Origin of the sequence: Caulobacter vibrioides OR37 (assembly GCF_000372645.1) — a bacterium.
Taxonomy (GTDB): domain Bacteria; phylum Pseudomonadota; class Alphaproteobacteria; order Caulobacterales; family Caulobacteraceae; genus Caulobacter; species Caulobacter vibrioides_E.
Genome location: NZ_APMP01000008.1, coordinates 52,313 through 77,714, shown reverse-complemented (window position 1 = coordinate 77,714; position 25,402 = coordinate 52,313). Strand labels below are relative to the sequence as shown.

Below are 25,402 nucleotides of genomic sequence, written 5' to 3'. Positions count from 1 at the left end.
CATGAAGAACTTCCTGATCCTGACCGCCGCCGCCCTGGCCTTCGCCACGCCAGCCACCGCCGGAAACCCGGTGACCCTGCGGATGGACACCACCGACGCCGACGGCCGCATCACCCTGGGCGACCTGTTCGACGGCGTCAGCGGCCCGGCCGCCAACCTGATGGTCGGCCAGCGTCTGGGCCCGACCGCCGTGCTGGACGCGGGCCAGGTGCAGGTCATGGCCCACCGCGCCGGCTTCGACTGGAACAACGCCAACGGCGTTCGCCGCATCATCGTCCGCGAGGGCGCCGACAACGGCGGCGTTTCGCAAGGCGGCGCGCCGGGGGCCCGCCCCACGGCGGCGCGCGGCAATGTGGAAGTTCTTGCCTACGCCCGCGGCATCGCCACCGGGGAGGTCTTGCAGCCCGAGGACCTGATCTGGGTGAAAATGGCCGGCGCGCCGTTCGACGCCCCCCGCGACGCCGACGCCATGATCGGCATGGTCGCCAAGCGCCCCCTGCGTGAAGGCGCCGCGGCCCAGAGCCACGACGTCTCGGCCGCCCAGGTCATCAAGACCGGCGAGCTGATCACTGTCACCTATGAAGACGACGGAATTTCCCTTTCGCTTCAAGGCAAGGCGATGACCAACGCCGCCGCCGGCGAGATCTTCACCGTCCAGAACACCCTGTCCAAGAAGATCATCCAGGCCGTCGCGACCGGCCCGGGGGCCGCCGTCGTCGGTCCGCAGGCCCAGGCCTTGCAAGCTCGCTCGCAACCCGTCCGCTTCGCCGCTCGCTAGGAGTTTCCGCCCATGCGTCGCCCCGTCCTCATCGCCGCCGCCCTCCTCCTGGCCCCGCTGGCCGCCTGCTCGACCGTCAAGGAAGCCGTCAAGGGCCCCGACCTGGCCCCGGTCGGCTATCCCGCCCAGCTGGCCCCGATCCAGCAGCAGTTCGTCTCCGCCCGCGAGCCGGCGCCCCAGCCGGCCTCGGCCAACTCGCTGTGGCGCGTCGGCGCCCGCGCCTTCTTCAACGACCAGCGCGCCAGCCGGGTCGGCGACATCCTGACCGTGCTGATCGACATCGACGACAGCGCAAACACCAAGAACCAGACCGCCAGCTCGCGCACCTCGGGCACCAAGGCGGGCGTGCCGCACCTGCTGGGCCTTGAATCGAGCCTCGGGAAGATCCTGCCGGGCGGCTTCAGCGCCGCGAACGCGCTGGAAACCAACTCGACGACCAACAACGCCGGCGCCGGCAGCGTGCAGCGCTCGGAAAAGATCAGCCTGACCATCGCCGCCGTGGTCAGCTCGGTCCTGCCGAACGGCAACATGGTCATCCAGGGCACCCAGGAAGTCCGCACCAACGCCGAGGTGCGCCAGCTGACCGTCGCCGGCATCGTGCGTCCCGAGGACATCTCGTCGGCCAACACGATCAAGCACACCCAGATCGCCGAGGCCCGCATCAGCTACGGCGGCCGCGGCGACATCAGCCGCGTCCAGAAGACCCCGGCCGGCCAGTCGCTGATCGAGAAGTTCTCGCCGTTCTAAGCGCGCCAGAGACTTGCAAGACCTTCGGGCGCGGCGCCGCGAGGCTTCCGCGCCCGATCCGTTTCAGGAGCCGTTCAGGTCTCTCCGGCGTTGATCGCCGTAGGAGGGGCCGTCATGAAACGCCGCATCGCCTTCGCCGCCCTGGGATTCGCCACGCTGCTGGCGGGCTGCGCGCATGAGAAGGCGGGCCTCGACGGCTACCGCTGGGCCTATCTCGAAGGCGGCTCCGAGCCCCCTCGCCTGGCCTATGGCCGCCCCGACAGCGACGACGTTGTGCTGATGTTCACCTGCCAGCCGGGTCGCGACGAGATCACGGCATGGGTCGAGGCGTCCGACAAGGAACTGGTCCTGGCGTCGGGGCGGGCCGAGAGCCGCTTCCCCGGCGCGCACGTGGCCGACGAGATGAGCGAGACCGGCCACCTCGAAGCCCAAGGCAAGGCCAGCGCGCCGGCGCTGGCGGCGTTCAAGCGCACGGGCGAGCTGACGCTGGTGACCGAGGGCGAGCGGCACAGCCTGGCGGCGACAGGCGCCGACCGTGGCCGCGTGCGGGCGTTCTTCAAAGCGTGTGGAGCTTAGTGGATCTTGATACCCGTCATCCCGCGCTTCATGCGCGGGACCCATGGTTCAGCTTTCACTTAAGAAGGCCATTCGGGCGCGCCCTGCGGCGGACGAATGGGTCCCGCGCATGAAGCGCGGGATGACGATAAATTGAAGTTCTGAAATGGGTGGTTAGGCGACCTTCAGCGCTCTTCGATCATCCCACAGCGACCCATCATCGAGGCGCGCGGATCATGGCACACACCCCTTGCTGCGCATCGCGACGTACTGGGCAAGAGGCGGCATTCCGGCCTTCTTGCGCCACAAGTCGACAGCATTTGGGTCTTCGAGGGGTTTAGGGGACCAAACACCCGGAGCCGTGCAATCGCCCATGACGCCGAAGCGACCAGGGCGTCCCGCATAGTGCGCCGTCTGATCGTACAGCATGGCGTAGTTCTGCCCCTTCGTTTCGCCGGTCTCCCAGAGCGGCTCGAGCATGGCGAGCACCTCACGCTGGAAGGCCAGGTCATGTCGGGCGTGCTGGACGATCAGCCAGGCGGCGCCGTCCGCGTCAGCGCCATAGATCGAGATTTTGTACCAGCCGTGCTCTCTGAGTTGGCCTTTCAGCCAATCGGCGTTGGCAACGTTCATGGGGCACCATTCGCCTGCGATCATCGCGTCCAGATAGGCAAGGGCGCCCTCGTCCAAGCCCTTCTCCCACGCGGTATGGATGCCCGGCCCAAAGAAAGCTCGCAATTGAAGGGTGTCCATGGTGGAAAACTGATCCTCGGCCATCCGCCGATACAGTTCCGCCAGTCGGGGATCGGGTTCGGTTTTGGCGCGGGCCGCCATTCTTCCCACGAGGCCATACGGCGAGGCGACCTGCGCGCCGTCGAGGTACGGCGCCCTCAAGGCTTGTCGACGAGCCAGCGCGCCCTCGGCGTCGGCAAGTGACCGAGCATAAGCTTGAGGATCGGACGTCCGACGAACAAGCTCCATTTGCGCCGAGGCGGCGATCTGGACTGGGCTTGCGCAAGGGCCAGCGACCTTGGCCTGCTTAAAGCGCCCGTTTTGAAGTCGCCCAACCGCAGCGTCCACCTCAGCGGCGAACGCGGCGTCGCCTTTCTCCCGCTTTAGCGCGAAGGCTTGCTCGACGGGGATCGGGCCGCGCTCCAGCCTGATGGGCTCAGACGCTAGCAACGCCGCAATGACGACAAGGAAGATCATAGTCCACCGTCGCTGGAAGATGTTGTTCCGTGGGCGCCGCCCACAACCGCGACCCTAGGTCAGCGATCACACCTTGCGCAATCGAGCCCATCCCGGCGTCCGACTTGCGTGGATGGCGGCCTAAAGACTTCAGTGCCCTGACAGCAGGACCAGGAAAAACAAGCACCCCACAACTGCGTTGAGCAGATAGAACGCCACACCGAACCAAAAGTAGATGGGCGTCTGGGCCTCAGTCACAGACCAGCCCAATCCGTATACGACCCGCGTACGGAAGGCCTTCCTCGCAAGCCAAGCAAATAGGCCGACAAACGAGGCCAAGAAGCCCATGGCGAAGTAGATCATAGGTAATGATAGCGCATGGATCAGAGTCCGCTCAGGGTCGAAAATCGCCTCGGGTCTCCTTTCAGAAACCCGACCTTCACCACTCGCCGGAAGCCAGCCCCTCTCAGAGCGCCCCTAAGCCCGCCGCCCCGCCCCCGCCGCGCTGACATTGTCCATGCCCAGCGCCGAGAGCGCCCCGCGCAGGATGCCGTCGGCGTCGAGGCCGGCTTCGGCGTACATCGCGTCGGGCTTGTCCTGGTCCTGGAAGACGTCGGGCAGGCACAGGGTGCGGATCTTCAGGCCGCGATCCAGAGCGCCGTGCTGGGCCAGGGCCTGCAGCACGAAGCCGCCAAAACCGCCCATGGCGCCCTCCTCCACCGTGACGATCGCCTCGTGTTCGCGCGCCAGGCGCAGCAACAGGTCGAGGTCGAGCGGCTTGGCGAAGCGGGCGTCGCAGACCGTGGCCGACAAGCCGCGCGCGGCCAGCAGATCGGCGGCCTTCAGGCTTTCGGAGAGGCGCGCGCCGAACGAGACGATGGCGACGCTGGTCCCCTCGCGGACGATGCGGCCCTTGCCGATCTCCAGCGGCTCGGCGATCTCGGGCAGGTCCAGGCCCAGGCCCTCGCCGCGCGGATAGCGGAAGGCGCTGGGGCGATCGTCGATGGCGGCGGCGGTGGCGACCATGCGGGCCAGCTCGACCTCGTCGGCGGCGGCCATCAGCACCATGCCGGGCAAGGCCCCCATGAAGCCGATGTCGAAGCTGCCGGCGTGGGTCGGACCATCGGCGCCCACCAGGCCGGCGCGGTCCATGGCGAAACGCACCGGCAGACGCTGGATGGCCACATCGTGGACCACCTGGTCATAGCCGCGCTGCAGGAAGGTCGAATAGATCGCCGCGAACGGCTTCATGCCGTCGGCGGCCAGGCCGGCGGCGAAGGTCACCGCGTGCTGCTCGGCGATGCCGACGTCGAAGGTGCGCTCCGGATAGGCCTTCTGGAACAGATCCAGGCCCGTGCCCGACGGCATGGCGGCGGTGATGGCGACGATCTTGTCGTCCTTGGCCGCCTGCTTGATCAGCTCCTGGGCGAAGACCTTGGTATAGCTGGGCGGGCCGCCGGCCGCCTTCTGCTGCTGGCCGGTGACCACGTCGAACTTGGCCACGGCGTGCAGCTTGTCGGCCGCGCCCTCGGCCGGGGCGTAGCCCTTGCCCTTCTGGGTGACGCAGTGGACCAGCACCGGCTTGTCCTGGAACGCCTTGGCGTTCTTCAGCACGCTGACCAGGGCGTCCATGTCGTGGCCGTCGATCGGGCCGATATAGTAGAAGCCCAGCTCCTCGAAGAAGGTGCCGCCGGTGACCATCCCCCGGGCGTATTCCTCGGCCTTTCGGGCCGCTTCCCGCATCGGGGTCGGCAGTTTCTCGACGACGGTCTTGCCCAGCTTGCGCACCGAGCGATAGGCGCCGCCCGAGACCAGGTTGGCCAGATAGGCGCTCATGCCGCCGACCGGAGGGGCGATCGACATGTCGTTGTCGTTGAGGATGACGATCAGGCGCTTGGTGGCGTCGGTCGCCGCGTTCATCGCCTCATAGGCCATGCCCGCGCCCAGCGAACCGTCGCCGATCACGGCGATGACGCTGTTGTCCTCGCCTTTCGCGTCGCGCGCGGCGCAGAAGCCCAGGGCCGCCGAGATCGAGGTGGCCGCGTGGGCCGCGCCGAACGGGTCGTATTCGCTCTCGGCCCGCTTGGTGAAGCCCGACAGCCCGCCGCCCTGGCGCAGGGTGCGGATGCGGTCGCGCCGGCCGGTCAGGATCTTGTGCGGATAGGCCTGATGCCCGACGTCCCAGATCAGGATGTCCTTGGGCGTGTCGAATACGTGGTGCAGCGCCACGGTCAGCTCGACCACGCCCAGCCCCGCGCCCAGGTGGCCGCCCGTCACCGACACCGCGTCGATCGTCTCGGCGCGCACGTCGGCCGCCAGCTGCTTCAGCTCGGCGATCGAAAGCCCCCGCGTGTCGGCGGGCGAAGCAATGGTGTCGAGCAAGGGGGTCTTGGAGGGCATGTCGGAAGAAAGCGCGGTCAGTTGCGGCGGTCCAGCACGAAATCAACGCTTTCGCGAAGATGTTCGGCGCGGTCGCCAAAGATTTCGAGATGGGAACGGGTCTGCTCGGCCAAAAGCGTCACGCGCTCCTTGGCCGCGTCGAGGCCCAGCAGCGTGACATAGTTGGTCTTGCCCATGGCGGCGTCCTTGCCGCCGGCGGCCTTGCCCAGCGTCTTGGGGTCGCCCTCGGCGTCCAGGATGTCGTCGACGATCTGGTAGGCCAGCCCCAGGTCCTGGGCGAAGGCCATCAGGGCGGCGCGCTCGCCTTCCTTGGCGCGGGCGATGATCAGCGGGATCTCGAAGGCGAAGGCGATCAGGGCGCCGGTCTTCAACCGCTGCATCCGCGCCACCGCGCCCAGGTCGTCGCGGACGCCCAGGATGTCGATCATCTGGCCGCCGACCATGCCGCGCGCGCCCGAGGCGATGGCCAGCTTTCGCACCAGCTCCGAACGGACATGGCCGTCGTCGTGGGTGTCGGGATGGGCCATGATCTCGAAGGCCGCCGTCTGCAGCGCGTCGCCCGCCAGGATGGCGGTGGCTTCGTCATAGGCCTTGTGCACCGTCGGACGGCCGCGGCGGACGTCGTCGTCGTCCATGGCCGGCAGGTCGTCGTGCACCAGGCTGTAGGCGTGAATGCACTCCAGCGCGCAGGCGGCCCGCAGCACCGGCCGCTCGGCCAAATCGAACATCTTGCCGGTCTCGAGAGCGAAGAACGGCCGCAAGCGCTTGCCGGGGCCCAAGGCGGCGTATCGCATGGCCTCGGTCAGGCGGCTTTCTGGCCCGTCGGCGCGCGGCAGCAGCTCGTCGAGCGCCACCGTGACGATATCCGCGGCCTGGACGATCCGCCTGGCGAGGTGGGTCACGCGCGCCTCCCTTCGCTATCCGGGCGGTGTGGGGTCATCAGTTGAACTCCGCCGGCTCGGCGGCGACGGTTCCGCCCTGGCCCAGGACGATCTTCTCGACTTTCAGACGCGCGGCTTCCAGCTTCTTCTCGCAGTGGGCCTTCAGCGCTGCCCCGCGCTCATAGATGTCGATCGAGCGCTCCAGCGGCGCCTGGCCCGATTCCAGCTCGGCCACGATCCGTTCCAGCTGCGCCAGGGCTTCCTCGAAGCTCAGGCCAGAGATGTCGGCGGGGATGGCGGCGGCGTCGGTCATTTCAACTCTCGGGGGAACGGCGATCAACCTAGTGGCCCAGGCCGATGCGGGCAACGGCGTAGAGCCATGGCATGGTAAAGGGAAGAGGCTTTGCGCGATCAGGTCCGGCGGAACCGCTTCAGGCTCCAATAGCCGTGCCCCTGGTCGAGCAACTTGGTCAGCCCACGTCGCTTCAGCGACCGGGCGATCATCCAATTGAAGAACCCGTGCGCCAGGACCAGCACGTCCTGGCCCTGGTCGGCCAGCGCGATCAGCCGATCGGCCACCTGGTCGGCGCGGACCTCGGCCTGGGCGCGGGTCTCCTGACCGCCGTGATGGTCGAAGAACCACCACCAGAACCGGGCGAAGAACCCCAGGCGCTTGGGCGACATGCGGATCCAGGTCGGCCAGGGCGGCGGCGGCAAAGGCGCCTCGATGAAGGCCTCGTCGGCGGCGTAGGCCTTGCCCGCGACCACCGCGTTGGCGGTCTCGATCGCGCGGCGGCGGGTCGAGGCGATGATCACGTCGGCGTCGCGGGCGATCTGGATCAGCCCGTCCGGCGGGCTCTGGCCGTCCTTGAGGCCGCCTACTTCGTATCGCGCCCACCACGCGCCGTATTCGGGGGCGTTCAGCCTGACCTTGCGCGACAGCGCCGGTTCGCCGTGGCGGGCCAGGGTGATGATCCCCGTCCTGGCGGCGGGAGATGCGTGGTCGGCGATGGTGACGTCGGCCATGTTGTAGAGAAGCCGGCGGGCGATGAAGCCGCTCCGTCCCCTCCCCCTCCTGAACAGCGCGCGCGGACGCGGCCGCCAAGCGGCCAAGCGCCGGACGGTGGTACTCGCCCGCGCGAGAGGACACAAGCCGTCCGCGCGTCGGCGGTCGGCCGTCGATGGCCCCGACGCGCCGAACGGGTATAGAGGGCGACGGACAAGGGAGGAGTCAGACCGTGAACGCCGTCACCACCATCCGCCGCGCGACGGTCGAGGACGCCGACACGGTGTCCAGCCTGGGCGCGCGCACCTTCGCGGAAACCTTCGCCCACCTCTATCCGCCCGAGGATCTGGAAACCTTCCTGGCCTATGCCTACGGCCTGGAGCGCACGCGGAACGATCTGGCCCATCCCGACAAGGCGACCTGGCTGATGGAGGACGAGAACGGCGAAGCGATCGGCTACGCGCTGGCGGGTCCCTGCGACTTGCCGCACGACGACGTCCGGCCCGAACATGGCGAGCTGAAGCGCCTCTATGTGCTGCGAAGCCGCCAAGGCGGCGGGCGCGGTTCGGCCCTGCTGAAGACGGCTCTGGACTGGCTGGAAAAGGACGGGCCCCGCCCGCTGTGGATCGGCGTCTGGTCCGAGAACTTCGGCGCCCAGAAACTGTATGGCCGCCTGGGGTTCGAGAAGGTCGGCGAATACTATTTCCCGGTCGGCGAGACGCGAGACCTGGAGTTCATCCTGCGGCGAGGCTGAGCGGGCGTCACCAGCCCGAGGCGGTTCGGCGGGCCCGCGCCGACTCGCCCGGTTGCGTCTCGTTTCAGAACCCTCCATTCTCTCGAACATCTGTTCGAAAGCGCCGCCGATGTTCCTCCGCTTCTTCTCCGAGCTCCGCCAGGCCAAGGTGCCGGTGTCCTTGCGCGAATACCTCCTCTTGATGGAGGCCCTCGACAAGGACGTCATCGACCGCTCGGTCGAGGACTTCTACTTCCTGTCCCGCGCCAGCCTGGTGAAGGACGAGAAGAACCTCGACAAGTTCGACCGCGTGTTCGGCCACGTCTTCAAGGGCCTGGAAACCGTCGGCGAAGGCGTCACGGCCGACATCCCCGAGGAGTGGCTCAAAGCCCTGACCGAGCGGTTCCTGACAGACGAGGAGAAGGCCGCGATCGAGGCCATGGGCGGCTTCGAGAAACTGATGGAGACGCTGCAGGAGCGGCTGCGCGAGCAGAAGAAGCGCCACGAGGGCGGCAACAAGATGATCGGCTCGGGCGGGACCTCGCCGTTCGGCAACAATGGCTACAATCCCGAGGGCGTGCGCATCGGCCAGGACAAGAGCCGCCATGGCCGCGCGGTGAAGGTCTGGGACAAGCGCGAGTACAAGAACCTCGACGACAGCGTCGAGCTGGGCACCCGCAACATCAAGGTCGCCCTGCGCCGCCTGCGCAAGTTCGCCCGCACCGGCGCGGCCGACGAGCTGGACCTGCCCGGCACGATCAAGGGCACGGCCGAGAAGGGCTATCTGGACATCCAGCTGCGCCCCGAGCGTCGCAACGCCATCAAGGTGCTGATCTTCTTCGACATCGGCGGCTCGATGGACGGCCACATCAAGCTCTGCGAGGAGCTATTCAGCGCCGCCAAAACCGAGTTCAAGAACCTGGAGTTCTACTACTTCCACAACTGCCTCTACGAGGCGGTCTGGAAGGACAACAAGCGGCGTCACACCGAGAAAATCCCGACCTTCGACGTGCTCCACAAGTTCCCGGCCGACTACAAGGTGATCTTCGTCGGCGACGCGACCATGAGCCCCTACGAGATCACCTATCCGGGCGGCAGCGTCGAGCACTGGAACGAGGAACCCGGCGCCGTCTGGATGCAGCGGGTCAACGACATCTATCAGAGCTGCGTCTGGCTGAACCCGACGCCCGAGCGGCACTGGGATTACACCCAGTCGATCGGCGTCATGAAGCAGATCATGGCGGGCCGCATGTTCCCCTTGACCCTGGAAGGCCTGGACAAGGCCATGCGGGAGCTGGTGCGCGGGTAGCGACCCCGCCGCGTCGCCCTTCGCGCGTCTTCAAACGCCGCGGCGCCGCGCGGCTTGACGAGGACCAACGCCCAGGGCGCCGCCGCCAGCTACCGCGCCTGGACCTCGTAGGCGCGAATGAAGGTGTCGGTCGCGGCGTCCGCGACGGCCAGAAGCGTGGCCTCGTCGATCGGGCCGCCCGAGCCCTCCAGCAGACGTTGGACGGGTCCGGCCTCGCAGAGCGCGTGAAGCTGGTAAACCGCCGTCCACGGATCGGCGCGGCGCATGCGGCCGGCGTCCATCGCCTGTTCGAAGTCCTCGGCCATCCGCGTCCAGCCCCGCTTGGGCCCGTTCTCGTAGAACAATTTCCCGAGGTCCGACTTGGCGCCTTCGGCATAGACGATCCGGCGGAAAGCCACGACCTCGTCCGTCGTGATGAAGCGCAGGAACGCCAGAACGAAGTCGTGAATCGCCTCCGCCAGGTTGTCGTTCTCGTGCAGGATGTCGAACAGCGGCTGCACCTGGGCGGCCCCCTTCTCGATCATCACCGCGACGAACAAATCCTCCTTGGACGCGAAGTAGCTATAGAGCGTCTGCTTGGAGCCGCCCACGCGCGCGGACACCTCGGCCATGCTGGCCGAGTCATAACCGCGCTCCAGGAACACGCTCTTGGCCGCCTCTAAAATGGCCAGCCGCTTCTCCTCGCTCTTCACCCGCATCGGTTCGCGGCCTCCCAATCTCTTTTCTGGACCAAGCTGTACACTTTTCGCTTGACGCCGTCATGCCGAAATATAATTAGACCATACTGTACGGTTTGAAAACGAGCAGCCGATGCCCTCCCCAAGCTCCCTCCGCGCCGTGATCGCCAGCCTGTTGCTGGCCAGCGGCCTTGGCGCTTGCGCCGCCCTCCCCGCCGTCACGCCCGCGCAGGCGCCGAAGCCCCCCGCCGCCTATGCCTCGGCGACCAGCCTTTCGGCGCCCGCCGCCGATTGGCCCCGGGACCGGTGGTGGACGACCTACGGTGATGCGCAACTGAACGCTCTGATGGACGAGGCCCTGGCCGACGCGCCGGATCTGGCGGTCGCCAAGGCCCGCTTGGCCAAGGCGGAGGCCGCCGCCGGTCAAGCTCGCGCGGCGACGCTGCCCAGCCTCGCGGCCAACGGCGCCTATGCCTCGGTCAAGCAGAGCTACAACAACGGCGTCCCTCCGGCGTTCGTGCCGCACGGCTATAACGACAGTGGCCGGACCACCCTGGATTTCGGCTGGGAGCTGGACTTCTTCGGCAAGAATCGCGCGGCCCTCGCCGCGGCGACATCGGACGCCGACGCCGCCGAGGCCGACGCCGCCGAAGCGCGCCTGGCGCTCTCCACCAACATCGCCGCCGCCTATGCCGATCTCGCGCGGCTCTTCGCCGACCGCGACGCCGGTCAGGACGCGGTCCGCATCCGGCGACAATCCGCCAGCCTCACGGCCGAACGGGTCGCCAACGGCCTGGAAAACCAGGGCGCGGCCGACCAGGCCGAGGCGCGCCTGGCCTCGGCGCGCGCCGACCTGGCCTCGGTGGACGAACAGATCGGCCTGACCCGCAATCGCCTGGCCGCCCTCTTGGGCGCGGGTCCCGACAGGGGTCTGGCCATCGCCCGTCCCACGGTCGGCGCGATCAAGGCCTTCGGCCTGCCGACGGATCTGAGCGTCGACCTGATCGGTCGACGCCCCGACGTCGTGGCCGCCCGCCTGCGCGCCGAGGCGGCGAGCCATCGCATCAAGCAGGCCAAGGCCCAGTTCTACCCCGATGTGAACCTGTCGGCCTATTTCGGCCAGCAGGCGCTGGGCCTGGATCTCCTGACCAAGGCCGGATCACGGATCGGCTCGATCGGCCCGGCCGTGCGCCTGCCGATCTTCGAGGGCGGGGCCTTGCGCGCCAACTATCGCGGCGCGGCCGCCGACCGCGACGCCGCCGTGGCCACCTACAACGCGACCCTGGCCAAGGCTCTTCAGGATGTGGCCGACGCCGCCGTCAGCGCTCGCGCCCTGGACGTTCGCCTGAGCGAAAGCCGAGCGGCCCTGCGCGCCTCCGCCGCCGCTCACGACATCGCCGTCCAGCGCTATCGCGGCGCTCTGTCGACCTATCTCGACGTACTGACCGCGGAGGACGCGATGATCGCCGACCAACGCGCCGTCGCCGACCTCGAGACCCGCGCCTTCACCCTCGACATCGCGCTCGTGCGCGCCCTCGGCGGCGGCTTCCGCGCCGCCTGACCCAAATTCTCTCCGGAGCCGCTCCCATGTTCGACAACGAAGCTTCTGGCCAAATCCCGGCCGCCAATACCCCCGTCGCCGTGTCCGCGCCCAAGGCCGCCGACACTTCGAAACGGAAGCAGCTGTTCGCGGGCCTGGCGGGTCTGACGTTGGCCGCCGGCCTCGGCTACGGCGCCTGGTACGCCCTGGTCGGATCCCACCACGTCGAGACCGACAACGCCTATGTCGCCGCCGATGTCGCCCAGATCACGCCGCTGGTCGGCGGGCCCGTGCGCAGCGTCGAGGTTCGGGACACTCAGACCGTCACGCGCGGTCAGGTGCTGGTGACCCTCGATGACAGCGACGCCCGCATCGCCTTGGCCTCGGCCCAAGCCGATCTCGCCAAGGCCGAGCGTCGCGTGCGGGGCTACCTCGCCACCGACCAGAGCCTGGCCGCTCAGATCACAGCGCGCGAGGCCGACCAGACCCGCGCCGCCGCGAGCCTGGCCTCGGCCCAAGCCGACCTTGAGCGCGCCCGCATTGATCTTGAGCGCCGCAAGGCCTTGGCCGCCAACGGCGCGGTGTCCGGCGACGAATTGACCCGCGCCCAGAACGCCTTCGCCAACGCCCAGGCCGCCGCGGCCTCGGCCAAGGCGGCCGAGACACAGGCCCAGGCCAATCGCGCCGCCGCCGTCGGCTCGCTGACCGCCAACGCCGCCCTGACCGACGGGACCACGGTCGACACCAATCCCGAGGTCGCGTCCGCCCGCGCCCGGGTCGAGCAGGCCAAGCTGGACCTCGAGCGCACGGTCATCCGCGCGCCGATCGACGGCGTCGTCACCCGCCGCAATGTCCAGATCGGCCAGCGCGTCGCGCCCGGCGCGCCGCTGATGCAGGTCGCGCCGATCCAGCAGGCCTATGTCGACGCCAACTTCAAGGAAGGCCAGCTGCGCAAGGTGGCCATCGGCCAGCCGGTCGAGTTGAAGTCCGACCTTTACGGAGGCTCGGTGACCTATCACGGCAAGGTCGTGGGACTGTCGGGCGGCACGGGCTCGGCCTTCGCCATGATCCCCGCGCAGAACGCCACGGGCAACTGGATCAAGGTGGTGCAGCGGCTGCCGGTGCGCATCGCGCTGGATCCCGCCGAGCTGAAGGCCCGTCCGCTACGCGTCGGTCTGTCGATGACCGCCGCCATCGACACCCGCCGCTGATCACCCGCGAGCCTCCAAGGATCACCGTCATGGCCCAGGCTTCCCCGACTCCCGCGCCGCCCCTGTCCGGTCCGATGATGATCTTCGCGGGCCTCATCCTGGCCGCCGCCAACTTCCTGGTGGTGCTGGACACCACCATCGCCAATGTCTCGGTCTCGAACATCGCCGGCGCGCTGGGCGTTTCGCCCAGCCAGGGCACATGGGTGATCACCTCCTACGCCGTCGCCGAGGCCGTCGTCGTGCCGCTGACGGGCTGGCTGTCGGCGCGGTTCGGGGCGGTCAAGGTGTTCGTGCTGGGCATGTTGGGCTTTGGCCTCTTCTCGTTCCTGTGCGGCCTGGCGCCGTCCTTGAGCCTCCTGGTGCTGTTCCGGGTGTTGCAAGGCGCCTGCGGCGGCCCCCTGATGCCGTTGTCCCAAACCCTGCTCCTGAAGGTCTTCCCGCCAAAGTACGCTCCGGCGGCGACGGGTCTCTGGGCGATGACGACCCTGGTGGCGCCGATCCTGGGCCCGATCCTCGGCGGCGTCCTGTGCGACAATGTCGGCTGGGCGTTCATCTTCTGGATCAACGTGCCCGTGGCCGCGATCTGCGGCTGGCTGGCCTGGAAGCTCTTGAACCGCTACGAAACGCCGCTGGCCCCGGCCAGGGTCGATGTCGTGGGCCTGGCGCTGCTGACCATCTGGGTCGGCGCGCTGCAGGTCATGGTCGACCTGGGCAAGGAGCACGAGTGGTTCGCCTCGCCCCTGATCGTGACCCTGGCCGTCATCGCCCTGCTGGGCTTCTTGGCCTTTCTGATCTGGGAGCTGACCGACGCCAATCCGATCGTCGATCTGCGCGTCTTCCGGCATAGGGGCTACAGCGCCAGCGTCGTCACCCTCAGCGTCGCCTTCGGGGCCTTCTTCGGGATCAATGTGCTGACCCCGCTGTGGCTGCAGCAGAACATGGGCTACACGGCCACCGACGCCGGTCACGTTTCGGCGTTGCTGGGCGTCACGGCGGTGATGATGGCCCCGTTCGCGGCCAGCCTTTCGGCCAAGGTCGACCCCCGCCGCCTGGTGTTCGCCGGCCTGGTCTGGATGGGCCTGATCACGGTGATGCGCAGCCAGGCCAATTCGCAGATGGGCTTCTTCGACATCGGCCAATGGCTGCTGCTGCAAGGCTTTGGAATGCCGCTGTTCTTCGTGCCCCTGACCGGCCTGGCCCTGGCTTGCGTCGACGAGCCGGAAACCGCCAGCGCGGCGGGTTTGATGAACTTCTGCCGCACCCTGTCGGGCGCGATCGCCACCTCGATCGTCAGCACGGTGTGGACCGACAACGCCAGCCGCAATCACAACGACTTGGCGGGCGTGCTGAACGATCCTCAGGCGGTCATGGACCAGATGGGCGCCGTCGGCATGTCGACCGAGCAGGCGCGCGGGACCGTGGACCAACTGGTCCAGGGCCAGAGCGTGATGCTGGCGACCAACCAGGTCTTCCTGGCCATGGCCGTGCTTTTCGTGGCCGCGGCCTTGATCATTTGGCTGGCCCCGAAGCCAACCCGCGTGGTCGACACCTCGGCGGTGCACTAACCGAACACAGCGGCGCTTTCGCGCCGGTCAAGGTCCCTCAAGGGCAGATCACCTTGCCGGCGATAGAGGTCATGGCGTTGTTAGGATCCAGGCGCGGGCCTTTCGACCCGCGCCTGGCGACCTTCGGGGGAGCGAAGGACTTTAGAAGGTGTACGAAGCGCCGAGGAAGAACTGGCGCCCCGTCACGCTGAACACCCGCTGGGCGCGGCGGACCTTGCCGCTCCACTGGTCCGCGGCCTGGTTGGTCAGGTTGAGCGCGTCAAAGGTCAGCTTCAGGTGGGGCGTCAGCTTGTAGGAGGCCGACGCGTCGACGTTGGTGGTGGCGTAGCTGCCGTTGGCGTCCGGCACTTCGGACTTGAACGGCAGGGCCGTCAGGTACTCGTCGCGATAGGCCACCGACACGCGGGCCGACAGTTTCTGGTCTTCGTAGTACAGGGTAGCGTTCACCGAGTGCGGCGAGACGTTCAGGAACTGGTCGTGGATCTGGGTCGCCGGCGTCGTGGCCGTACCGGACGACAGATAGTAGAGCACCGAGCTGTCCACATAGGTGTAGTTCAGCATCGTGCCGGTGTTCTTTAGGAGGCCCGGCAGGAAGTGGAACGGCTGCTGGTAGTTGATTTCCAGGCCCCGGATATACCCGCCCTGGGTGTTGCGCGAACGGGTGACCAGATAGGGCGTCGAGGCGTCCTGACCGGCCGGCAGCAGGGCCAGCGGCAGGCCGGTCGTGCCGTAAGCCTCGGTCGTCGCGATCGTTTGGATCGAGCTCTCGATCTGCTTGTCGAAGACCGCGACCGAGACGATCGAGCCTTCGGAGGGGTACCATTCCAGGCTGAGGTCGTAGTTCTTGGCGCGATAGGGATCCAGGAACGGGTTGCCGATCGAGGCCGATTGCGCGCCGAAGTTCGTGTTCACCGAGCCGCCGGGCGTCAGATTGCCGAAGCTGGGGCGGGCCATGACACGGGCCGCGGCGAAGCGGGCGACCAGGTTTTCCCGAAGGTCCAGGGCCAGGTTCAGAGACGGCAGCCAGTCGCTGTACTTGTGGTTCACCGTGATCTGCGAGGTCAGCGAGGTGTAGCCCGTGGCGTCCAGATCGGTCTTGACGTAGCGCACCCCGGCGTTGCCGCGCAGGCGGTGGCCGCCCAGGATCTCGGTGTCGAAGTCGGCTTGCAGGTAGGCGGCGGTGTCCTTCTCCTCGACCGAGCGGTTGTTGCCCAGGGCCGAGTTGATGGCCAGGGTGAAGTCGCCGTACTTGTTGGCGCAGTTGCAGAGCAGGCCCAGCTTGTCGATGTAGGCCGAGACGTTCGGCACGACCCAGCCGGTGACCGAGCCGGCCGGCAGGCCCAGCTGCTTGCCGAAGCCGGTGACCTGCTCGCTCAGCGGCGCCGTGCCGGGGAAGTCGGCGGCGAACTGCGCGAAGTTGAACGGGATCGTGCCCGTGGCCGTCACGGCCGTGGAGCTGTTATTGGCGTAGAGGCGCTGCACCTGCTTGGACTGGAAGTCGAACGCCTTCAGCGACACGCCGCCCTTGATCGTGAAGACGTCGTTCAGGCGGTACTTGGCGTTGGCTTCGCCGGTCCAGAGCGTGTTGAACACCGCGGCCTTCACGACTCGGATGTCGGGCGTCAGGCCCGTGCCGGCATTGGTGAAGGTGACGTTGGCGGGGTTGGTGACGTCGTAGCCGTAGTTGATGTACGGGCGGCGGGCGTCGTTACGCGCATCCCAGATGTAGCCCGGCTTGTTGAAGCCGTCATAGGACATCAGCACGTCCCAGGGCTGCTGGAAGTCCGATCCCGAGTGGCCGACCTTGGCGTTGACGCTGAGGCGGTCGTTGAAGCGGTGGTCCAGGGTTAGGCCGATCTGGTGGGTCTTGGTGGTGGTCTGACTCTTTTCCTCGATGTGTTTGATGTCGACGTTGTTGATCTTCATGTAGTCGACCTGCCCGGTGTCCTGGACGTGCACGTCCATGATCTGGGAGTCGACCCGGCCGGCGAACAGCGGGAAGGCCGCGCTGGCGCCGTTGACGTTGCGGTTCAGCGAAGCGTTCGACAGGGCGTAGTCGGAGCGGTCCTGGTCGAACTGCGAGTAGACCAGATCCAGGGTCACGTCGGTCTTGTCGCTCGGCCGCCATTGCAGGCCGCCGGTCATGCCCAGGCGCTTCTGGTCTAGCTGGAAGCGGCCCAGGCCGGGGTTGCGGGGCAGGAAGACGTTGGGCCGGTTGATGGCCGCATAGGCGGTCGGATCCGACGGCAGGCCCGAGAAGCACTGGCCGGCCGGACGGTTACCCGAGCCCGACAGGGGATTCACATACGGGATGGGGGTGTTGATCACCGTGTTGCCGGATTGGCCGGCGATATTGGTCGCGGTGCCGCAGAAGCCGTTGTTCGCGTCCGAATAGTCCGACTGCGAGGTGTCGCTATAGCCCTCTTCCATGGCCTTGCGCTTGCTGTAGGCCAGGGAGAACAAGGCGCCGAAATTGCCCCAGGTGTCGCTGATCAGACCGGCGAAACGCGGGGCTTTGGTCTTGTTGTTGTCGTAGTAGGCGCCCTGCAGCGAGGCGGCGGCGCGGAAGCCCTTCTTGTCGAACGGACGGCCGGTCTGCAGGTCGACCGTGGCGGCCAGCGAGCCTTCGTCCATCTCGGCCGACTGCGACTTGCTGACGGTGACGCTGTTGAACAGCTCCGAGGCGAAGGTCGAGAAGTCGAAGCCGCGCGAGCGATTGATGCCGGCGACCACGCCAAGCGTCGAGCCCGTGGTGGCCGAATAGGCCTCGATGCCGTTGAGCGTGGTGCGGACGAAGTCGCCGCCCAGGCCCCGAACCGTGATGTTGCGGCCCTCCCCGCCATCACGGGTGATCGACACGCCTGGAATGCGCTGGATGGACTCGGCCAGGTTCGCATCGGGGAAGCTGGCCATGTCGTCGGCCTTGATCACGTCGACGATGTTGTTGGAGACCCGCTTGGTGTTGATGGCGCTGGTCAAGCTGGCGCGGAAGCCGGTGACCACGACCTCCTCGACCGCGGTGTTGTCTTGCGCGACTGGCGTCGGGGCGGTTTGCGCCGCCGCCGCGAAGGCCGTCAGCAGCGAAGCGCCGACCGAAAGCGCGAGCACCGAGCATCCCGTCCGCAAGGCGCCATTGTTCTTGGACTGCGAGCCCATGGTTTTCCTCTCCCTTGGCGGCCCCGCTCGCGCGCGGCCGTGTTGATCGTCCGGCCGCTTTGACAGCGGCTCGCCATTGGGAAAGACGGGCTTGGCCTATTGAGCCAACGCTAGAACGGAACTGCCCAAATCTCATATAATGAGAGATCATCCCAACTTGTAGGGAGAATAGCGTTGCTTTGGCGTTTATCCAGCCCAAATTGCGTTCGGCGCGCATTTATTGCGGATGAGCGACAGCGACTTGGCCAGTGTCGGAGATGAATCTGGAAGCCCGCGACCTGCTTCTGGGCGAGGCGATGGGCCGGACGCATGACCGGACCCTTGCCTTGTCGCCGCCGCGCCGCCCGCGCGAACGCCCCCTCGACGCCATCGGCCTGGAGCTTTGATGGACGACCGCTCGAGGAACGCGGAATGCGCCAGATTAAGTCCCGTATTTCAGGATACTGTCCTGTATTTTGGCATTGAACCCTTTCCGTCGCGGCGTTACCAAGGTCGCCGGACTCTGCACGCGAAAGGGAGGCGGCATGATCCTGGACCGGCGCACCCTGCTGGCTGGCCTCGTTCTCGCGCCGAGCGCCGCGCTGGCCAGGGAGGACGCCCCCGTGTGGGCCTTCGATTTCAAGACGCCCATCGGTCCTTATGACCCCGCCGTCGGCCACGGCTTCGAGCCAGGCCCCGGACGCCTATTCTCGGTCAAGGTTCCCGAAGGCGACTACCGCGTCACCCTGGAGCTGGGCGGCGACAAGGCTTCGGAGACCACGGTCAAGGCCGAGTCGCGACGGCTGATGCTGGAGACCGTCCGCGTCGGCGCGGGCAAAACCGAAACTCGCGTCATCGTCGTCAATGTCCGCCGGCCGGAATTGGCGCCGCCGCCGGCCAACGCGCCCGGCGGCAAGCGCGTGGCGCTGAACGCGCGCGAGGACGGCAGCTATGACTGGGACGATAAGCTGACCCTGGAGTTCTGCGGTCCCGCCGCCGCCGTGCGCTGGCTGAAGATCGAGCCCGTCACCGTCCCGACCCTATTCCTGGCTGGCGACTCCACCGTCACCGACCAGCGCTTCGAGCCCGCCGCCGGCTGGGGCCAGATGCTGCCGCGCTTCTTCAAGCCGGACCTGTCGGTCTCGAACCAGGCCGAGTCTGGGGAGACCTTGAAGGCGTTCCTGATCGAGCGGCGGCTGGACAAGATCCTCGGCAAGATCAAGCGGGGCGACTGGCTGATGATCCAGTTCGGCCACAACGACCAGAAGTCCCAGTGGCCGCAGACCTATGTCGACGCCGCCACCACCTATCGCGACTATCTGCGCGCCTATGTCGGCGAGGCCCGCCTGCGCGGCGCGACGCCGGTTCTGGTCACCTCGATGCACCGCCGCAAGTTCGACGAGACCGGCAAGATCGTGAACACCCACGGCGACTATCCGCGGGCGGTGCGCGAGACGGCGAAGGCTCTGGACGTCCCGCTGATCGACCTGCACGCGATGAGCGCGACCTTCTACGAAGCCCTGGGCCCAAGGGACGCCTGGAAGGCCTTCAATGACGGCGGCAAGGACGCCACCCACCACAACAACTACGGCGCCTATCAGCTGGCGCGCTGCGTGATCGAGGGGATCCGGGCCACCATGCCCGACCTCGCCGCTCATCTGGTGACGGATCTGCCGCCCTTCGATCCGGCCAAGCCGCCCTCGCCCGACACCTTCGCCGTGCCCGCCAGCGCGACGTCCAGCCAGGAAACGCCCCGTGGGAATTAAAGTGGAAACCGATCGCCGCGCCCTGCTAGGCCTCGCCGCCAGCCTGATGGCGGCCCCTGCCCTGGCCCGCGCCGCCGAAAGCCCGGTGGAAACGGTCGACCTCTGGCCCGGCGCGGCGCCCGGCGGCCAGAAGGTCACCGTCACCGAAAGCGTGATCCTCCGCACGCCTGGCGGCGATCCGAACGACACCGCCTTCCTGAACGTGACCCGGCCCTGGCTCACCATGCGGCGGCCGGCCAAACCGAACGGCGCGGCGGTGCTGATGATCCCCGGCGGCGGCTATGTGCGCGTGGCGGTGGGCAAGAACGGCGGACCGATCGACGCCTGGCTGGCCAGCCTCGGGATCACCGCCTTCGTGATGGACTACCGCCTGCCCGCCGACGGCTGGGCGGCGGGGCCCGATGTCGCCCTGCAGGACGCCCAGCGGGCCATGCGCCTGATCCGCGCCCGCGCCCCGTCTCTGGGTGTCGATCCGGCCAAGGTGGCTGCGATCGGCTTTTCGGCGGGCGGCCACGTCGCCGCGCGTCTGGCCACGCAGTTCGGCCGCGAGACCTACGCCCCCGTCGACGCCGCCGACTCGCTGCCGACCCGGCCCTTCGCGGCGGGCCTGTTCTATCCGGTGATCACCGGAACGCTCCCCTACGCCCATGGCCAGTCGGTGAAGGCGCTGTTGGGCGCGACGCCCACGGACGCCCAGCGCCTGGCGGTCTCGGCGGAACAGCATGTGCCCGCCGACGCGCCGCCGACCTTCATCGCCGCCGCGGCCGACGACAAGGTCGTTCCGGTCGAGAACAGCGTCCTGATGTGGCAAGCCCTGCGCGCCCGCGGGATCCCCGTCGAGATGCACCTGCAAGAGGTGGGCGGCCACGGCTTTGGCCTTAGGGACCGCGACGGCGATCTGGCCCCGGCGATGATCGCGCTCGACGCCTTCTTCAAGCGCCACGGCCTCTACGCGTGAAGCTCGCGACCGACGCCATCAACGCCGCCATCGTCGCCGCCCACGCGCGCGGCGGCGGCGAGGTCGTGCTGCCGGCGGGCCGCCACCTGTCGTTCTCGATCCGCCTGCTCAGCGGCGTCACCCTGCGGCTGGAAGAGGGCTGCGTGCTGGAAGCGGCCGACCCGGCCCGACACGGCGGCGCCTACGATCCCGCCGAGCCCAATCCGCATGACCTCTGGCAGGATTTCGGCCACTCGCACTGGCATAACAGCCTGATCTGGGGCGAGGACGTCGAGGATGTCGCCATTATCGGTCCCGGCCGCATCGACGGCGCCGGCCTAACCCGCGAAGGCCCCGGCTCCCGCTGGCGAAAGCAGGCCGGCGAGTTCCCCCTCAGCATGGCCGGTCTCTCGGCCGAGGCGATGGCCGAGCTGTCGCCGCGGGTCGAGGCCATGGCGGGCCTGGGCAACAAGGCCATCGCCCTGAAGCGCGTCAAGCGCGCGCGGATCGAGGGGCTGACGATTTCTCGCGGCGGTCACTTCGCGGTGCTGGCGACGGGCTGCGAAGACCTGATCCTGCGCGACCTCGTGGTCGACACCAACCGCGACGGCCTGGACATTGACGCCTGCCGCGACGTGCTGGTCGCGGGCTGCCGGGTGAACACGCCCAACGACGACGCCATCGTGCTCAAGAGCTCCCTGGCGCTGGGCGAGCCGATCGCGACGGAGAACGTCATCATCGAGCACTGCGAGGTCAGCGGCTTCGATCTCGGCACGATGCTGGACGGGACCTTTGGCCGGACCCAGCAGGTCTCGCCCGACCAGGATCGCGTCACCGGCCGCATCAAGCTGGGCACGGAGTCCAACGGCGGCTTCAAGGACATCACCATCCGCGACTGCCGTTTCGTGCGCTCGCGGGGCCTGGCCCTGGAGGTTGTGGACGGCGGCACGATGGAGAACGTGGTCTGTGAGCGGCTGCATCTGCGGGAGGTGACCACCGCCCCGATCTTCCTGCGCGTCGGCGACCGGCGGCGCGGCCCGGAAGGCACGCCGCTGGGGGCGATGCGCAACATCGTGCTGCGCGACATCGACGCTTTCGACGTCCTGCCCGACTACGCGGCCACGCTGGCGGGTTTGCCGGCCTCGCCGATCCAGGACGTGACGCTCTCCAACATCCGCCTGTCCTATCGCGGCGGCGGCGCCGCGGAATGGAGCGAGCGCCGGCCGGGCGACCTGCCCGACGCCTATCCAGAACCCAGCATGTTCGGCCCCTCCCCGGTCTGCGGCCTGTGGGCGCGGCATGTCGACGGGCTGAGGATCGACAACCTGACCATCGAGACCGCGACGCCCGACCCGCGTCCCGAGCGCCTGTTCGAGAATGTCCGCGAGGTCGCCGCGTGATGCTCGACCGCCGCGCTCTGCTGGCGGGCCTCGCCGGCACGCCGTTCGCGGGCCAGGGCAAGCGCCTCTTCTCGGACGACTTCCGCCACGGCCTGAAGCGCTGGGCGGTCGAGGCCGAGAAACCCGCGATGGTCTCGGCAAGGGACGGCGTTCTGGACATCGTGGCGCCGGCCGGCTTCACGGCCTGGTTCAAGCCGGAACTGGTCGGTCCCATCGCCATCACCTACAAGGCCCAGGCCGTCTCGGCCGGCGGCGCGTTCGACCGGGTCAGCGACCTCAACTGTTTCTGGATGGCCCGCGAGGTCGACGGCGGATCGCCGCTGGACCACCCGCGCTCGGGGGCGTTCGCCGACTACGACACGCTGAAGACCTACTATGTGGGCCAGGGCGGCAACGCCAACACCTCGACGCGCTTTCGCCGCTATGTCGGGCGCGCGGGCGAGCGGCCGCTCCTGCCGCGCCACGACCATTCGGCCGCCGACGAGATGCTGACCCCCAATCGCTGGGCCACGGTGCGTCTGGTCGCCGACGGCGAGCGCATCGAATACTGGAGCGACGGCCGGCGCTTGTTCGAGCACCACGATCCCTCGCCCTATACGCGCGGCTGGTTCGCGCTCCGGACCACGCAGAGCCATCTGCGGATCCGGAACTTCCAAGTTTACGGCCTACTCCCAACCGGGCGGTAGGGCATCCGGCGCGGCGTCGCCGACCAGGGCCAAGAGCTCGAACAGGTTCAGCGCCCACTGCGACGACTGGTTTGTCGAGACATTGGCCATCTCGTCGATCGGCTTGAGCACCATGGGTCCTTCCACCCGACTGATCGGCGCGGGGCTGCCCTCCTGACCGCTCTTGGTCTTGGCCAGGAACTCCTTCCAGGCGCGCTGGGCCAGGGCCGGGTCGTTCAGCTTCTTCGAGGCCCAAGCCGTCAGGCGCGCGTGCCAGACGGGGAACTCGAAAATCCGATCGACCGCCTTGGGCCCCAGCGCCGCCCGCCGCTCGGCCAGAGGCGCGTTATAGAAGACGCAGAAGCGGGTCCAGGCCTTGGTCCAGGCCGGATCGTCGATCAGCCCGTCCAGCTCGAACACCAGCTCGGCCCCGCCCATGATCGTGACCAGGTGATAGCTGGTCGTGAACGCGGTCTTGGGGTCGTAGAGCGTGGCGGTGGCCGGGTCGTAGCCGAACGGCGGCCCCGAGAACATGCCGTTGGACGAGGCGGCGATGGCGTTCAGCCCCCTGACGATCTTGTCGCGCCATTTCGTGTCGCCGGTCCGCTCCCAGGCCGTCAGCCAGTTGCTGGCGAAGGCGAACCAATCCGGACCGGTGCGAGCCTGGGTCGGATAGTCGGTCTTTTCGGCCACCTTGCGGACCGGATTGACCGCCAGCAGCGCGTGGTCGGCGTCGACCAGACTGGCCATCAGGTCGCCGGTCCGCTCATCGGCGGTCAGGTAGTAGTAGTGGCGGCGCAGCAGCGACTGGCTGATCCGCGCCTCCTTGGCCCCGTCGCCCCAGTGGCTGACATTGTGCCGCGAGCCCAGACCCTTGAATGGGCCGAGATGATAGACGTCGACTTCGCCGGTGTGGCGGGTCATGGCCTCGGCCATGCGGAAGATGTCGGCGCGGCCCGTGCGCAGGAACGCGGTCCAGAGCCAGAGGTCGGGCACGAGCTCGCTGTTGTCCCAAGCATAGCCTCCGACGTCGTAGCGCCAGACGTGCCGGTCCTGGTCGTAGGTGTGCATCACGTCGCCGTGGTCCCAGAACCCGTACCAGCGTCGCTGCTCGATCTCATGCTGGTAGAAGCCCAGCAGACGCTCGTGGGCGGCCTCCAGCTTGGCTTTCACCGGGGTGGAGCGATCGATCGGCGCCCAGACGCCGAACACGCCGCAGGTGTGGTAGTAGGCCGGCGCGCCGACCGGCAGGGGCGGCTCGGCGGTGGTTCGCGCCATGCCCGACAGCGCCTCGCGCGTGGGCGTGGCGGCCACCGGCCACAAGAAGACCTGGTTGGTGCGCGCGACGCCCAGCGGCGTCGAATGGCCGGCCTCGACGTCCTCGTACTGGATCTCCAGCCCGTGGGCGAGGTCGCTATAGTGGCGCAGGTCCATGGCCTGGGCCTGGGGCGACCATAGCCAGAGCGTCACGGTGGCGGCGTCGGTCGTGGCGCCCTCGATCTCGAGCCCCGTCGGATGGCGCTGCCAGAAGTGGCGCAAGCCGAAGGCGACCCCGCCCGAGACGCCGCCGACATAGCCGAAGCCAGGCGAACGGCCGCCATGATCGGCGCGCAGCCAGCTGCTCTTGGCGTTCGTGCGCTTGTCGATCGCGAAGGCGTCGGCGTCGCCCTGGAACAGGCGGTAGCCATCCCAGGCGGGCACGGTGGCCAGCTGGTCGCGGGTCTTGGCGTCCATCGACGCCAGGTTAGGCGCGCGTTCGCCGCGTAGCTGGTCCTGGAACTTGCTGGCCAGGGCGAACTTGACCGGCTGCCAGCCAGGGATGTTGCGAACGGCCTCGCCCCACATCCCCTCGCCTTCCCCGGCGAAGCGCACATGCCGGTTGTGGGGCTCGTCGGTCAGCGGGACGTCGAAGCGGATCCCCAGGCCGGCGATGAAGTCCTTGTTCCCGTCGCCGTCGAACACGAAGCTGTGGGTCAGGGTCAGCCGTCCCTCGACGTCGATCGCGACGCGGACGGTGAACGGCAGCCAATCCCGCCCCGCGCCGCGATGCTTGCCCTCGAAACGCACCACCGCCCGCACCGGACCCCGCTGCTCGACGGCGACCGTATCGATCACGCCCTCGAAGACCTGGGTCTCGCGCGGCGCGAGATCGCCCGGCGGCAAGGTCTGGTTCAGGCAGACGAGCCGTCCGCGGCTCAAGGTCTCGCGGCCCGCCAGGCTGACGCTCTCGATCAGATGACCGCCGGCGCGAGCGAAACGGCAGACCAGATCGCCGGCGGCGACCTCGATGCGCTCCGGCGTCTCGCGAACCTGGACGGGTTTGGCGGGCGCGATCGGCTTGCCGGGCTTGACCTGGAAACCTTTAGCCGGCGCGCCCGAGATCGCGTGGCCGGTCCATTTCAGCGACCCGTCGGGCCAGTAGGCCAGCGGCCAGCTTTGCAGCGGCAGCGCCTGTCCATCCGGTCCCGCCGCCGTCAGCGGCGTCTTCGCCTTGACCGTCCCGCGCGGCCAAGGCGTTCCCCAGACGGCCGCGCCCGGCGCCCGGGGCGGGGCGTCGCCCAGCCAGTGCAGGTCGGCCAGGACCGGCGGGGGCTTGGCGGCCCGCGCGGCCTCCGGAGCGACGACCGTGAGCGCGAGGCTCGACACCAGCACGCCGCGACGCGTCGCTCCCTTGATCACGCGAACGCTCCTTAGCACCTCGGGCCGCCCAGCTCGCGCACGCGCCCATTATGAACACAGACACTCTAGTGTCACATGTTGAGAGATCAATGCATTTTATGGGAAGACACCATGTGGGTTTCGTGATGTAACCTTCAGCGATCCTGAGCGGGCTCCGATGCTGGCCCGCCATAGAGAAGCCGAACGGCGCAACCCGGGATCGCTTAGGGCTTTCGAGGGAGGACGCGCTC

21 protein-coding genes are annotated in these 25,402 nt (G+C 68.1%); 13 read left to right on the top strand and 8 right to left on the bottom strand.

What is annotated here, in order from left to right:
- The first annotated feature begins 1 nt into the window (after nucleotide 1).
- From flgA to OR37_RS09010, 3 genes are all read left to right on the top strand, one after another.
- Entirely contained in the window at nucleotides 2-778 is a 777-nt protein-coding gene (gene flgA, locus OR37_RS09020) for a flagellar basal body P-ring formation chaperone FlgA (RefSeq protein ID WP_004618441.1), read from the top strand.
- 12 nt (nucleotides 779-790) lie between these two features.
- Complete coding sequence (gene flgH / locus OR37_RS09015) at nucleotides 791-1,525, top strand: flagellar basal body L-ring protein FlgH (RefSeq protein ID WP_004618439.1); 735 nt, start codon at nucleotides 791-793, stop codon at nucleotides 1,523-1,525.
- A 114-nt stretch (nucleotides 1,526-1,639) separates the two neighbouring features.
- Nucleotides 1,640-2,101 carry a hypothetical protein gene (locus OR37_RS09010; RefSeq protein WP_004618437.1) on the top strand — a complete coding sequence of 154 codons (462 nt, stop codon included), beginning with the start codon at nucleotides 1,640-1,642 and terminating at the stop codon, nucleotides 2,099-2,101.
- Between the two features lie 213 nt (nucleotides 2,102-2,314).
- On the opposite strand, the gene OR37_RS20705 is transcribed toward OR37_RS09010, so the two are convergent.
- The 5 genes from OR37_RS20705 to OR37_RS08980 form a co-directional block, all read right to left on the bottom strand.
- The gene (locus OR37_RS20705; RefSeq protein ID WP_054508534.1) at nucleotides 2,315-3,289 is read right to left on the bottom strand and encodes a DUF6624 domain-containing protein; all 975 of its coding nucleotides are present in this window, start codon (nucleotides 3,287-3,289) and stop codon (nucleotides 2,315-2,317) included.
- Between the two features lie 456 nt (nucleotides 3,290-3,745).
- On the bottom strand, nucleotides 3,746-5,668 hold the full coding sequence (dxs, locus tag OR37_RS08995; RefSeq protein WP_004618432.1) for a 1-deoxy-D-xylulose-5-phosphate synthase: 1,923 nt from the start codon (nucleotides 5,666-5,668) through the stop codon (nucleotides 3,746-3,748).
- 17 nt (nucleotides 5,669-5,685) lie between these two features.
- Nucleotides 5,686-6,570, bottom strand: coding sequence for a polyprenyl synthetase family protein (locus tag OR37_RS08990; RefSeq protein ID WP_004618430.1), 885 nt, complete (start codon nucleotides 6,568-6,570; stop codon nucleotides 5,686-5,688).
- Nucleotides 6,571-6,607: 37 nt separating this feature from the next.
- Nucleotides 6,608-6,862 carry an exodeoxyribonuclease VII small subunit gene (locus OR37_RS08985; RefSeq protein ID WP_004618428.1) on the bottom strand — a complete coding sequence of 85 codons (255 nt, stop codon included), beginning with the start codon at nucleotides 6,860-6,862 and terminating at the stop codon, nucleotides 6,608-6,610.
- A 98-nt stretch (nucleotides 6,863-6,960) separates the two neighbouring features.
- Nucleotides 6,961-7,575: a histidine phosphatase family protein gene (locus OR37_RS08980; protein ID WP_004618426.1), complete on the bottom strand. Its 615-nt coding sequence runs from the start codon at nucleotides 7,573-7,575 to the stop codon at nucleotides 6,961-6,963.
- A 212-nt stretch (nucleotides 7,576-7,787) separates the two neighbouring features.
- Between OR37_RS08980 and OR37_RS08975 the strand changes: the two genes are divergently transcribed.
- Together OR37_RS08975 and OR37_RS08970 are read left to right on the top strand one after the other, a co-directional pair.
- Entirely contained in the window at nucleotides 7,788-8,309 is a 522-nt protein-coding gene (locus OR37_RS08975) for a GNAT family N-acetyltransferase (protein ID WP_004618424.1), read from the top strand.
- Between the two features lie 109 nt (nucleotides 8,310-8,418).
- Nucleotides 8,419-9,597 (top strand): vWA domain-containing protein, encoded by a 1,179-nt coding sequence (locus tag OR37_RS08970; RefSeq protein WP_004618422.1) that lies wholly within the window; start codon nucleotides 8,419-8,421, stop codon nucleotides 9,595-9,597.
- Between the two features lie 89 nt (nucleotides 9,598-9,686).
- Here the strand turns inward: OR37_RS08970 and OR37_RS08965 are convergent, their stop codons facing one another.
- The gene (locus OR37_RS08965; protein WP_004618419.1) at nucleotides 9,687-10,295 is read right to left on the bottom strand and encodes a TetR/AcrR family transcriptional regulator; all 609 of its coding nucleotides are present in this window, start codon (nucleotides 10,293-10,295) and stop codon (nucleotides 9,687-9,689) included.
- 112 nt (nucleotides 10,296-10,407) lie between these two features.
- On the opposite strand from OR37_RS08965, the gene OR37_RS08960 reads away from it, so the two are divergent.
- Genes OR37_RS08960 through OR37_RS08950 form a run of 3 tightly spaced genes read left to right on the top strand, consistent with a single transcriptional unit; the run spans nucleotide 10,408 to nucleotide 14,590 of the window.
- Nucleotides 10,408-11,835: an efflux transporter outer membrane subunit gene (locus OR37_RS08960; RefSeq protein ID WP_004618417.1), complete on the top strand. Its 1,428-nt coding sequence runs from the start codon at nucleotides 10,408-10,410 to the stop codon at nucleotides 11,833-11,835.
- Nucleotides 11,836-11,861: 26 nt separating this feature from the next.
- Nucleotides 11,862-13,025 carry an HlyD family secretion protein gene (locus tag OR37_RS08955; protein WP_004618415.1) on the top strand — a complete coding sequence of 388 codons (1,164 nt, stop codon included), beginning with the start codon at nucleotides 11,862-11,864 and terminating at the stop codon, nucleotides 13,023-13,025.
- Nucleotides 13,026-13,054: 29 nt separating this feature from the next.
- Nucleotides 13,055-14,590 carry a DHA2 family efflux MFS transporter permease subunit gene (locus OR37_RS08950; RefSeq protein WP_004618413.1) on the top strand — a complete coding sequence of 512 codons (1,536 nt, stop codon included), beginning with the start codon at nucleotides 13,055-13,057 and terminating at the stop codon, nucleotides 14,588-14,590.
- A gap of 141 nt (nucleotides 14,591-14,731) precedes the next feature.
- Here the strand turns inward: OR37_RS08950 and OR37_RS08945 are convergent, their stop codons facing one another.
- On the bottom strand, nucleotides 14,732-17,746 hold the full coding sequence (locus tag OR37_RS08945; protein WP_004618412.1) for a TonB-dependent receptor: 3,015 nt from the start codon (nucleotides 17,744-17,746) through the stop codon (nucleotides 14,732-14,734).
- Between the two features lie 248 nt (nucleotides 17,747-17,994).
- Between OR37_RS08945 and OR37_RS21800 the strand changes: the two genes are divergently transcribed.
- From OR37_RS21800 to OR37_RS08925, 5 genes are all read left to right on the top strand, one after another.
- On the top strand, nucleotides 17,995-18,132 hold the full coding sequence (locus OR37_RS21800; protein WP_165570592.1) for a hypothetical protein: 138 nt from the start codon (nucleotides 17,995-17,997) through the stop codon (nucleotides 18,130-18,132).
- 138 nt (nucleotides 18,133-18,270) lie between these two features.
- Entirely contained in the window at nucleotides 18,271-19,491 is a 1,221-nt protein-coding gene (locus tag OR37_RS08940) for a rhamnogalacturonan acetylesterase (protein ID WP_004618409.1), read from the top strand.
- Complete coding sequence (locus tag OR37_RS08935) at nucleotides 19,487-20,449, top strand: alpha/beta hydrolase (protein ID WP_035017145.1); 963 nt, start codon at nucleotides 19,487-19,489, stop codon at nucleotides 20,447-20,449. The genes OR37_RS08940 and OR37_RS08935 overlap by 5 nt, the downstream gene beginning before the upstream one ends.
- Entirely contained in the window at nucleotides 20,446-21,828 is a 1,383-nt protein-coding gene (locus OR37_RS08930) for a rhamnogalacturonidase (protein ID WP_004618406.1), read from the top strand. The genes OR37_RS08935 and OR37_RS08930 overlap by 4 nt, the downstream gene beginning before the upstream one ends.
- Entirely contained in the window at nucleotides 21,828-22,514 is a 687-nt protein-coding gene (locus tag OR37_RS08925) for a DUF6250 domain-containing protein (RefSeq protein WP_004618403.1), read from the top strand. The genes OR37_RS08930 and OR37_RS08925 overlap by 1 nt, the downstream gene beginning before the upstream one ends.
- On the opposite strand, the gene OR37_RS08920 is transcribed toward OR37_RS08925, so the two are convergent.
- A complete protein-coding gene (locus OR37_RS08920) occupies nucleotides 22,494-25,172 on the bottom strand; it encodes an exo-rhamnogalacturonan lyase family protein (protein WP_004618401.1) in 2,679 nt (892 codons plus the stop codon). The genes OR37_RS08925 and OR37_RS08920 overlap by 21 nt on opposite strands.
- Between the last annotated feature and the right edge of the window lie 230 nt (nucleotides 25,173-25,402).